9 protein-coding genes and 5 tRNA genes are annotated in these 10241 nt (G+C 70.6%); 9 read left to right on the top strand and 5 right to left on the bottom strand.

All coding sequences use genetic code 11. The annotated features are described in order from the left end of the window. Window positions 1-41: 41 nt before the first annotated feature. The 4 genes from SRB17_RS37245 to SRB17_RS37230 all read right to left on the bottom strand — a co-directional run bounded on the left by SRB17_RS37245 (window position 42) and on the right by SRB17_RS37230 (window position 5371). Window positions 42-617: a GTP-binding protein gene (locus SRB17_RS37245; RefSeq protein ID WP_323377011.1), complete on the bottom strand. Its 576-nt coding sequence runs from the start codon at window positions 615-617 to the stop codon at window positions 42-44. Further along, window positions 598-996, bottom strand: coding sequence for a DUF742 domain-containing protein (locus SRB17_RS37240; protein ID WP_030168425.1), 399 nt, complete (start codon window positions 994-996; stop codon window positions 598-600). Before SRB17_RS37240 ends, SRB17_RS37245 begins: the two co-directional genes overlap by 20 nt. A gap of 112 nt (window positions 997-1108) precedes the next feature. Continuing rightward, complete coding sequence (locus SRB17_RS37235) at window positions 1109-1522, bottom strand: roadblock/LC7 domain-containing protein (RefSeq protein ID WP_005479910.1); 414 nt, start codon at window positions 1520-1522, stop codon at window positions 1109-1111. Between the two features lie 9 nt (window positions 1523-1531). Beyond that, entirely contained in the window at window positions 1532-5371 is a 3840-nt protein-coding gene (locus tag SRB17_RS37230; protein ID WP_323377009.1) for a nitrate- and nitrite sensing domain-containing protein, read from the bottom strand. A 570-nt stretch (window positions 5372-5941) separates the two neighbouring features. Here SRB17_RS37230 and SRB17_RS37225 point away from each other — a divergent pair. The 3 genes from SRB17_RS37225 to gltX all read left to right on the top strand — a co-directional run bounded on the left by SRB17_RS37225 (window position 5942) and on the right by gltX (window position 8587). Further along, entirely contained in the window at window positions 5942-6133 is a 192-nt protein-coding gene (locus tag SRB17_RS37225; RefSeq protein ID WP_194294254.1) for a hypothetical protein, read from the top strand. Between the two features lie 191 nt (window positions 6134-6324). Beyond that, window positions 6325-7110 (top strand): fumarylacetoacetate hydrolase family protein, encoded by a 786-nt coding sequence (locus SRB17_RS37220; RefSeq protein WP_323377007.1) that lies wholly within the window; start codon window positions 6325-6327, stop codon window positions 7108-7110. After that, the gene (gltX, locus tag SRB17_RS37215) at window positions 7103-8587 is read left to right on the top strand and encodes a glutamate--tRNA ligase (RefSeq protein WP_323377005.1); all 1485 of its coding nucleotides are present in this window, start codon (window positions 7103-7105) and stop codon (window positions 8585-8587) included. Before SRB17_RS37220 ends, gltX begins: the two co-directional genes overlap by 8 nt. A gap of 60 nt (window positions 8588-8647) precedes the next feature. Here the strand turns inward: gltX and SRB17_RS37210 are convergent, their stop codons facing one another. Further along, window positions 8648-8866, bottom strand: coding sequence for a hypothetical protein (locus SRB17_RS37210; protein WP_153545327.1), 219 nt, complete (start codon window positions 8864-8866; stop codon window positions 8648-8650). Window positions 8867-8907: 41 nt separating this feature from the next. Here SRB17_RS37210 and SRB17_RS37205 point away from each other — a divergent pair, with 41 nt between their 5' ends. The 6 genes from SRB17_RS37205 (at window position 8908) to SRB17_RS37180 (ending at window position 10192) form a co-directional block, all read left to right on the top strand. Next, complete coding sequence (locus tag SRB17_RS37205) at window positions 8908-9639, top strand: HAD family hydrolase (protein ID WP_153545325.1); 732 nt, start codon at window positions 8908-8910, stop codon at window positions 9637-9639. Between the two features lie 90 nt (window positions 9640-9729). Further along, window positions 9730-9801, top strand: a tRNA-Gln gene (locus SRB17_RS37200). Between the two features lie 21 nt (window positions 9802-9822). Beyond that, window positions 9823-9895, top strand: a tRNA-Glu gene (locus SRB17_RS37195). Between the two features lie 30 nt (window positions 9896-9925). Beyond that, a tRNA-Glu gene (locus SRB17_RS37190) sits at window positions 9926-9998 on the top strand. Between the two features lie 21 nt (window positions 9999-10019). Then, window positions 10020-10091: transfer RNA gene (locus SRB17_RS37185), tRNA-Gln, on the top strand. A gap of 28 nt (window positions 10092-10119) precedes the next feature. Next, a tRNA-Glu gene (locus tag SRB17_RS37180) sits at window positions 10120-10192 on the top strand. Window positions 10193-10241: the final 49 nt, after the last annotated feature.

Genomic DNA, 10241 nt, shown 5'->3' with positions numbered 1-10241 from the left:
ACTGCCGTATGTGACGTCGTACTTGAGTACGGACGCCGGTGCTACTTGAGCCGTGCCATCAGGGCGTGCTCGACCAGCGTGATCAGCGCACTCTTCGCGTCGGCCCGGTGCCGGGCGTCGGTCGTGATGATCGGGGTGTCGGGCCCGATCTGCAGGGCCTCCCGCACCTCCTCGGGCTGGTACGGCTGCTGTCCGTCGAAGCCGTTGAGGGCGACGACGAAGGGCAGCCCGCTGTTCTCGAAGTAGTCGACCGCGGGGAAGCAGTCGGCGAGGCGCCGGGTGTCCACGAGCACCACCGCACCGATCGCACCGCGTACCAGGTCGTCCCACATGAACCAGAACCGGTCCTGGCCGGGGGTGCCGAAGAGGTACAGGATCAGGTCCTGGTCCAGGGTGATGCGGCCGAAGTCCATGGCCACCGTGGTGGTGGTCTTGTCCCCGGTGTGGGTCAGGTCGTCGATGCCGGCCGAAGCGGACGTCATGACGGCCTCGGTGCGCAGCGGGTTGATCTCGGAGACGGCGCCGACGAAGGTCGTCTTGCCGACGCCGAATCCACCCGCCACCACGATCTTCGCGGAGGTGGTCGCCCGCCCTCCGTCAGAGCTTGCGAAGTCCACTGAGCACCCTTTCGAGCAGCGTCACGTCCGGAGCGCCGCCGTTGTTCTCGTCGCCACCCGGCTGGTGGATGGCGACCAGGCCGGCCTCGGCGAGGTCGGCGACCAGGATCCGGGCCACTCCGAGCGGCATGGTCAGCAGCGCGGAGACCTCCGCGACCGACTTGACCTCACGGCACAGATGGCAGATGCGCTGGTGCTCCGGGAGCAGTCCCATGAGCGCTGCCGGGTCGGCCGTCGTGCTGATCAGCGCCTCGATCGCGAGCTGATAGCGCGGTCGGGTCCGGCCGCCGGTCATCGCGTACGGACGGACCAGCGGCTGGTCGCCCTCGTCCCCGTACGGCTCCGCGTACGGATCATGATGGGCGGTGGGCGGGGTCATCGAATCCTCCGGGCGGGACAGCAAGTCGGTCAGTCGAGCCGTCGGACGAGGCCGGTGGGGGGATTGTGGCGGCCGGACGGTGTTTTCGTGAGGTGGGTGGTGCCGGGGGCGGTCAGTGAAGCAGACTGCCCTGGAGTTCGGCGCGCAGGTCCGGGGTGAGTACCGCCCCTGCGCGGTCGACGAGCAGTGCCATCTCGTAGCCGACGAGGCCGATGTCGCACTCGGGGTGGGCCAGGACCGCGAGGGACGACCCGTCCGAGACGGACATGAGGAAGAGGAACCCGCGCTCCATCTCGACGACCGTCTGCGCCACGTCGCCGCCCTCGAAGATCCGGGAGGCCCCGGCCGTGAGGGAGGTCAGCCCGGACGCGACGGCCGCCAGCTGGTCGGCGCGGTCCCGCGGGAAGCCTTCGGACATCGCCAGCAGAAGGCCGTCGGCGGAGACCACCACCGTGTGGGACACCCCGGGGGTGTTGTCCACGAAGTTGGTGATCAACCAGTTCAGGTTCTGTGCCGCCTGGCTCATCGCTCTCAACTAACGCTCCTGCTGGTGAGTGGGGCTCGGGAAGCTGCCGGTCTGGCCGCTGCCGGCCTGACGGCCCTGAGCGATGCCCCGACGGAGGTTGGTCAGCCGTCCGCGTACGTCATCGGGCGCACGCGAGACCTGCGGACCGGCTTGGTGCTGTTGCTGCTGAGCCGTGCCCGGGACGAGGTTGGCCCGGGGCACCCGGCGCGGCAGGCCGGAGGTGGTGACGCCGCCCGCCGCGGGCTGCCGGACGCGCTCGGCCTGGCGGACGAACTCGTCGTTCGGCGAGGTGCGCCAGGAGCCGGTGGTGGAGCCGTTTCCGTTCGGGCCCGCGGGACGCTGCGGAGCCGGGGCGGGCGCCGGCTGCTGCGGCGCGGGCTCCTGCTGCTGACTGCCGTGGAACCAGTTGGTCTCCAGCGTGTCGTACAGCGGGGTACGGCCGTCGCCCGGGCCGGTGGCCGGCGGCAGGGCCTCCGGCTCACGGTACGCCGGGCGCTGCTGCTGCGGGGCCTGCGGACGCGGGGCGCCGAAGTCGTCCCGGCCGGCCGGCTGCGGGCGCTCGAACTGACCGGTCTGGGCCGGGTTCTGGTGCCCGGGCAGGGCGTGCCGACCGGTGGAGCTGCCGTCGTAGCCGCCGTCGAAGCCCTGCGGAGCGGCGAACTGGCCGGTGTTCCGGCCCGAGTTGCGCGCGGGGTCGTCCTGCCGCGGCGCCGGCGTGCCGAAGACGTCGGAGCGGACGAACTGACCCGAGCCGTCCCCGCCGGCGGGACGGTCGAACCGTCCGGGCAGCTGGGGGGCGTCGGGGCGGGCGAACTGGCCGGTCTGCTGCGGGTTCTCGGGGCGCGTGAACTGGCCGGTCTGCTGGGGGTTCTCGGGGCGCGTGAACTGGCCGGTCTGCTGGGGGCCGCCCAGGCCGTTCAGGTCCGGGCGCGGGAACTCGCCGGTGGCGGCCGGGCCCTGTGCGTCGATCCTGGGTATCTCCGCGGTCGAACCCGGGCCCTGCCGGTCGTTGACGCGCGGCATGCGCGCGGTGTGCGCCGGGTCCTGCTCGTCGTGGCCGCGCGGGGCGTCCAGCGAGGCACGCGACAGCGGAGCCTGGGGGTCGCCCCAGTCCGGGGTGCGCGGCTGCTGGTCACCGCCGGGCAGCTCGGCCCGCGGGCCGCCGCGCGGCGGCAGCTGGGGCTGGCGGCCCTGGTCGGAGGCGGCGCCGGGCCGCTGCTGGCCACGGCCGCCGAAGCCGTCCTGCTGCGGGTTGCCCGGGTTCGCGGCCTGCAGGCCCTGCGGGGCGCCGGGCGCCTGGCCCGGCTGACCACCGAAGCCGCCCGCACCGGAACCCGCGGGCACCGGCCGGCCCTGCTGGCCGCCGAGACCGGGAGCGCCGGGACCGCCCTGGGGACCGCGGGCACCGCCCGGCGCACCGGGACGGCCGCCCTGGCCGGTGCCGGGCAGCGCGGCCCGGGGACCCTGGCCGGCGCCGACCTGGCCGCGCGGCGCGGGACCCGCGCCGAGCAGACCGCCACCCGACGGGGCGCCGCCGAGGGCACCGCCGCCCGCGTTGCCGGCCTGGCGCCGGGCCGCGGCCGCACCGGCGGCCGCCTGCGCGGCGGCCGGGCCACCGGTCGCACCGGGCCCGCCCGGCTTGCCCGGAGCGGGCTTCTTGCCGCCCTGGGCCACGTCCACGGGCAGCATGACCAGCGCGGTCGTACCACCGGAGTCGGACGGGCGCAGCTGGATGCGGATGCCGTGCCGCTGGGAGAGGCGGCCGACCACGAAGAGGCCCATGCGGCGGGAGACCGACACGTCCACGGTGGGCGGCGAGGCGAGCCGCTCGTTGATCGCCGCGAGGTCCTCGGGGGACAGGCCGATACCGGTGTCGTGGATCTCGATCAGCACGCGGCCGTCGGGCAGGGCGTGACCGGTGACCTTGACCTTGGTCTGCGGCGAGGAGAACGAGGTGGCGTTCTCCAGCAGCTCGGCGAGCAGGTGCACGAGGTCGTTGACCACGCGGCCGGCGACCTCGGTGGTCGGCACGGAGGCCAGCTCGATGCGCTCGTACTGCTCCACCTCGGACGCGGCGGCGCGGAGCACGTCGACCAGCGGGACCGGGCGGGTCCAGCGGCGGCCGGGCTCCTCACCCGCGAGGACGAGGAGGTTCTCACCGTTACGGCGCATACGCGTCGCGAGGTGGTCGAGCTTGAACAGCGAGGACAGCTGGTCCGGGTCGGCCTCGCGGGACTCCAGTTCGGAGATCAGCGACAGCTGGCGCTGGATGAGGCCCTGGGAGCGGCGCGAGAGGTTGGTGAACATCGCGTTGACGTTGCCCCGCAGCAGGGCCTGCTCGGCGGCGAGGCGGACCGCCTCGCGGTGCACGTCGTCGAAGGCCGCGGCCACCTGGCCGATCTCGTCCCGGGAGTGCACACCGACCGACTGCACGGAGGTGTCTACGTCCTGCGGGTCGGACTCCGACAGCTGCTTGACCAGCTCGGGCAGGCGGTCCTGGGCGACCTTGGTCGCGGTCTCCTGCAGCCGGCGCAGCGAGCGGATCATGGACCGGGCCACGACGAAGGCGCCGACCAGCGACACACCGAGCACGAGGAGGATCAGCGCACCGGAGATGATGGCGTCACGCTGGGTGGCGCTCTTCAGCTCGCGGGCCTTCTGCTCCATGTCCTCGAGCAGCGTGTGCTCGATCTTCTTCATCTGGTCGATCTTGGTCGAGCTGTCGTCCACCCAGTCCTTGTACGAGCGGGCGTTCAGGCTCTGGAGGCCGTCGGGGGAGTCGAAGACGCGCTTGGCGTAGGTGTCCGCGGTCTGGATCGTCGGGTTGCCGGAGTCGATCGGGCTGAGGAGTTCCTCAGCGTTGTTGTTCGCGTAGATCTTCCGGAAGATCGCGATCTCGGAGTTCTCGTCCTGGTACGCCGACTGGCCGTAGAGGCGGTCGTTCGTCGACAGGTCGCCCTTCGTGGACGGGGTCGCGGGCAGCGCGGCTGCGATGGTGGCGCGCTGCACGGAGGCGTACTCCTTGGCGGTGGAGAAGGCCGCCAGGGCGCGGGTGCGCGAGATCATCTCGGGGTTGCTGGACGCCTGCGCCATGTCCTGGGACAGGTCGATCAGCTGGGTGATCAGCCGGTGGTACGACTCGATCGTCTGGGTCGAGTTGTCCTTCGTCGAGTAGGCGCCCTTGCGGATCTTGGCCAGCTGGTCGAGCTGGTTGAAGATACCGACGAGGTTGTCACGGACGCCCTGGAGCTGGCCGTTCTTGCTGGCGTCGTCGATCTCCTGGGTGGAGTTCTCGAAGTTCGACAGGGCCCGGTCGGTCTTGCCCCGGTAGGCCTTGACCGTGTAGTCGCTCGCGTTCAGGCCGTGCGCCAGGGGACCGGCGGACTGGTCGCGCTCGTCCTGGAGGGCCTGGGCCAGCTCGGTGGCCTGCTTGGTCATGTCCGTCAGCAGCTTCATGTTGTCGAGCTGCTGGATGTCGGTGATGTTCTGGTCGATGCGCAGCGCGCCCAGCGAGGTGGCCGCGACCACCGGCAGGGCGAGCAGCGACACCAGACGCGTGGAGATGCGCCAGTTGCGCAGGGCCATGCGGGAGCCGGGGCCGGTGGGGCCCTGGGCGGGCTTGATGTCCGGCGCGGGGGAAGCGCCGGAGCCGCCGGAGCCGCCGGTCCCGGTGGCGGCCGACGTGGCCGACGCGCCGGGGCGTCCGCCGCGCTCACCGCCGTCCGCGGACAAGGCCGGGCCCGGGTTCTGGGCGTGCTGGGGCGAGGAGCTGCCCTTCATGGGGCCAGTCCCGTCGTGCGACTCCGGCTCCGCCGAAGCGCTGCCATCCCTCTTGAAACGTCCCTGCACTAGCGTCGCAACCTCTGGACCAGGCGCCCCTCCGCGCGAACGGAAGGACACGGTGTCGGCGTTGGGGAGCGCCCTGAATACGCCCCCCGTTGGTCTGGAGTGACCGGCGCTGGTTCCCCCCTGTCTCGCCCGCCACTCGGCGCTGCTTAGCGCCCCCTGTGCGCCGGCCAGACCCCGCGGCGGTCCGTGGAATTCCAGCACAGTGCCGGATCTCCAACAAGGGCCGTGTCCCTAGCTGTGACCTACGTGACGGGCTGTGAGTGCCGCGTCACCAGCAGTGGAGGCCAATCCTCAACATATCGGGCGTATCTCTGCGGGGTCCTGCTCGCGGTCAGGTGTCTGAGTCGCCATGATCAGGAGCGGAATGATGGGTTCAGGGGGTCAATGTCCGTTTCGCTGAGCCGTGTTGCCTGTGAGATATGACCGAATTGTCCGCGAGCTCGTGAGCAAACTCACACGCGCCTCATGGGCAGTTGGCGCCTTCGGCAGGGAATCGGATGTTTAGCCTGACGCTTTACAAGAGGGAAGCGTCTGTAAGCCCGCCGACACAGAACCAGGACTCGTACAACCGTGAAGACGACGATGATGTTCCACAAGATCGCCAACCCGCGACGCACCACCCTGGCGCATCTGGACGACGCCGGCGAACTGCAGACGCCCGAGCAGCCGGAGCACTCCGTCGACCTTCCCGCCCAGACGGCCAACCCCCGGCGCACGGTGCTGGTGGACGTCCCGGCCGGCGCGACGGCCACGGCAGAGTAGCCGACGGGCGCCACGGCGATCATGCCGAATCACACCGGCGGCGACGCTCCCGCGGCCGGCGGCGCACGGTACGGCCCTCCCGGGACTCCCTGCGACAGGGCCGTGCCGCTTTTCCGGCCGGGCTCCGGCGCTCCCACCGGTTAACCTGGGGCGTCAGTACGCCGGTTCTCAGTAAGGGGCGCAAGGATCCCGTGCGCATCGCCAGGTTCTCCATCGACGGGAACGTCGCCTTCGGCGCGGTCGAGGGCGACAAGCAGGACGAGCTCGTCCTCGACATCATCAAGGGCATCCCGTTCGCGGACTACGAGCTGTCCGGCACGAAGGTGCCGCTGAGCAAGGTCAGGCTGCTCCCGCCGGTGCTCCCCAGCAAGGTCGTGGCCTTCGGCCGCAACTACTCCGAGCACGCGCGCGAGCTGGGCAACGAGGTGCCGGACGCCCCCTTCGCCTTCTTCAAGCCGTCCACCTCGGTGATCGGCCCCGGCGACGACATCCAGTACCCCTCCTTCTCCGAGGAACTGCACCACGAGGCCGAGCTGGCCGTCGTGATCGGCCGCATGTGCCGCGAGGTGCCGCGCGAGCGCGTCAAGGACGTGATCTTCGGCTACACCTGCGCCAACGACGTCACCGCCCGTGACGTGCAGCGCCGCGAGAAGCAGTGGGCCCGGGCCAAGGGCTTCGACTCCTCCTGCCCGCTCGGCCCCTGGGTGGAGACCGACCTCGACCTCGAGCGTGCCAACGACCTCACCGTCCAGCTCACCGTCAACGGCGAACAGCGCCAGCTGGGCCGTACGAGCGAGATGATCCATCCCATCGAGGACCTGGTCGTCAACATCTCCGAGGCCATGACCCTGCTTCCCGGCGACGTCATCCTCACCGGCACCCCCGCGGGGGTCGGCCTCCTGAACGTCGGCGACGAGGTCGCCGTCTCCATCGAAGGCATCGGCACTCTCACCAACAAGGTTGTCAAGCGTGGCTAGCGCATCCGGCTCACCCGTACGCGTCCGTTTCTGTCCCTCGCCCACCGGTAACCCGCACGTGGGCCTGGTCCGCACCGCCCTGTTCAACTGGGCGTTCGCCCGGCACCACCAGGGCACCCTGGTCTTCCGGATCGAGGACACCGACGCCGCCCGCGACTCCGAGGAGTCCTACCACCAGCTGCTCGACGCGATGCGCTGGCTCGGTTTCGACTGGGACGAGGGCCCGGAGGTCGGCGGCCCGCACGCGCCGTACCGCCAGTCGCAGCGCATGGGCATCTACCAGGACGTCGCCCAGAAGCTCCTGGACGCCGGCCACGCCTACCACTGCTACTGCTCCCAGGAGGAGCTGGACGCCCGCCGCGAGGCCGCCCGCGCCGCCGGCAAACCGTCCGGCTACGACGGCCACTGCCGCGACCTGACCGAGGCGCAGGTCGAGGAGTACCGGGCCCAGGGCCGCACCCCGATCGTCCGCTTCCGCATGCCGGACGAGACGATCACCTTCACCGACCTGGTGCGCGGCGAGCTGACCTTCACCCCGGAGAACGTGCCGGACTACGGCATCGTCCGCGCGAACGGCGCCCCGCTGTACACGCTGGTGAACCCGGTCGACGACGCCCTGATGGAGATCACCCACGTCCTGCGCGGCGAGGACCTGCTCTCCTCCACCCCCCGCCAGATCGCCCTCTACAAGGCGCTGACGGAGCTGGGCATCGCCAAGCAGACCCCGCAGTTCGGCCACCTGCCGTACGTGATGGGCGAGGGCAACAAGAAGCTCTCCAAGCGCGACCCGCAGTCGTCCCTGAACCTCTACCGCGAGCAGGGCTTCCTGCCCGAGGGCCTGCTCAACTACCTGTCCCTGCTGGGCTGGTCGCTCTCCGCGGACCAGGACGTCTTCACGATCGACGAGATGGTCGCCGCGTTCGACATCTGCGACGTGAACCCCAACCCGGCGCGCTTCGACCTGAAGAAGTGCGAGGCGATCAACGGCGACCACATCCGCATGCTGGATGTGAAGGAGTTCACCGAGCGCTGCCGCCCGTGGCTGAAGGCCCCGTTCGCGCCCTGGGCGCCCGAGGCCTTCGACGAGGTCAAGTGGCAGGCGATCGCGCCGCACGCCCAGACCCGCCTGAAGGTGCTGTCGGAGATCACCGACAACGTCGACTTCCTCTTCCTGCCGGAGCCGGTCGAGGACGAGGCCTCCTGGACCAAGGCGATGAAGGAGGGCTCCGACGCCCTGCTCCGCACGGCCCGCGAGAAGCTGGAGTCGGCCGACTGGAGCTCCCCCGAGTCCCTGAAGGAGGCCGTCCTGGCCGCCGGCGAGGTGTACGGGCTCAAGCTCGGCAAGGCCCAGGCCCCGGTCCGCGTCGCCGTCACCGGCCGCACCGTCGGCCTGCCCCTCTTCGAGTCCCTGGAAGTCCTGGGCAGGGAGAAGACCCTGGCCCGCATCGACGCGGCACTGGTGAAGCTGAGCGCGTAGCCGACCCATGCGTCAGGGGCGGCATCCGGAGGGTTCCGGGTGCCGCCCCTGTTGCGTCGGTCACTGGGCGTCGGCCTCGTCCACCATGTACTCCAGCTTGAGACCAGGGGCGACGTACGCCCGGCGCAGGTGCTCGTCCGGTCCCAGCGGCGCGGTCGAGGTCTTCCGGAACGGGTCTCGGGCCAGTATGCGCACCGCCTTGTCCAGCTGGGCCCGGCGCTCAGCGGGCAGGGTGTCGTACGTGGCGCGGGCCTCGACGGTGCACTGGACGTCCCTCATACCGCCCAGTCTCCCAGCCGTTCGGCGGTACCGTCGGTGGCATGACGATCAGAGCCGTGGTCTGGGACGTGGACGACACCCTGTTCGACTACACGACCGCCGACCGCGAGGGCATGCGGGCGCATCTGGCGGCGGAAGGGCTGCTCGCGGGGTACGGCAGCCCCGAGGAGGCGCTCGGCCGGTGGCGGGAGATCACCGACCGGCAGTGGGGGCGGTTCTCGGCGGGGGAGGTCACGTTCGAGGGCCAGCGGCGTGATCGCGTACGGGTGTTTCTCGACGCCGAACTCACCGACGCCGAGTGCGACGCCTGGTTCCAGCGCTACATCGGGCACTACGAGGCCGCCTGGAGCCTCTTCCCGGACGTCCTGCCCGCCCTGGAGATCCTCTCCCTCAGCCACCGGCACGCGGTGCTGTCCAACTCCAGCCTCAGGGTCCAGGAGCACAAGCTGCGCACCCTCGGTCTCCTCGACCGCTTCGAGGTCGTGCTGTGCGCCGCCGAGCTGGGCGTCTCCAAGCCGCAGGCCGGCGCCTTCCTGGCGGCGTGCGAGGCGCTGGAGCTGCCCCCGCACGAGGTGGCGTACGTCGGCGACCACCCGGAGATCGACGGGCGGGGCGCCGCCGAGGCCGGACTGCTGTCCGTGTGGATCGATCGCGGGACGGGCTCCGCACAGGCCGTCGGGGAGGTCGTCTGCCGCCGGATCTCGACCCTCGCCGAACTCCCCGCCCTCGTCCGCGCGGATACCCGTTTTGGAGCCCCGTCCACCTTCGGGTAATGTTCTTCCTGCGCCGAGGGGAGCAGGCCGGAAGGCCGGAGCCCCGAGGAGCATGCTAGAACGAGAACCCCGCAGGGGCTTGAGTTCCAGTGGCCTATGGTGTAATTGGCAGCACGACTGATTCTGGTTCAGTTAGTCTTGGTTCGAGTCCAGGTAGGCCAGCTCGCAGAGCTCATCTGCAAAGCCCCCGTTGTGTAGCGGCCTAGCACGCTGCCCTCTCAAGGCAGTAGCGCCGGTTCGAATCCGGTCGGGGGTACTGATCCTGATCTTGTCGGGATCCGCTAGGGCCCCCGTTGTGTAGCGGCCTAGCACGCCGCCCTCTCAAGGCGGTAGCGCCGGTTCGAATCCGGTCGGGGGTACTGACTGGTCTAAACCATCATTGGTCTATGGTGTAATTGGCAGCACGACTGATTCTGGTTCAGTTAGTCTTGGTTCGAGTCCAGGTAGACCAGCTCGGGCCTGCGGAAACGCAGAGTCCACGCCCCCGTTGTGTAGCGGCCTAGCACGCCGCCCTCTCAAGGCGGTAGCGCCGGTTCGAATCCGGTCGGGGGTACGCACAGGGAAGGCCCTCCACTTCGGTGGGGGGCCTTCGCCGTACCGCC

Source organism: Streptomyces sp. RB17 (genome assembly GCF_009604455.1).
In the GTDB taxonomy this organism is placed as follows: Bacteria; Actinomycetota; Actinomycetes; order Streptomycetales; family Streptomycetaceae; genus Streptomyces.
This window is presented reverse-complemented; position numbering and strand designations above follow the sequence as displayed.

What these genes read in the sequence shown, in the direction of transcription:
- SRB17_RS37240 (WP_030168425.1), bottom strand. Translation starts at nt 996, where the DNA reads ATGACCCCGCCCACCGCCCATCATGATCCGTACGCGGAGCCGTACGGG.
- SRB17_RS37210 (WP_153545327.1), bottom strand. Translation starts at nt 8,866, where the DNA reads ATGAGGGACGTCCAGTGCACCGTCGAGGCCCGCGCCACGTACGACACC.
- SRB17_RS37235 (WP_005479910.1), bottom strand. Translation starts at nt 1,522, where the DNA reads ATGAGCCAGGCGGCACAGAACCTGAACTGGTTGATCACCAACTTCGTG.
- SRB17_RS37205 (WP_153545325.1), top strand. Translation starts at nt 8,908, where the DNA reads ATGACGATCAGAGCCGTGGTCTGGGACGTGGACGACACCCTGTTCGAC.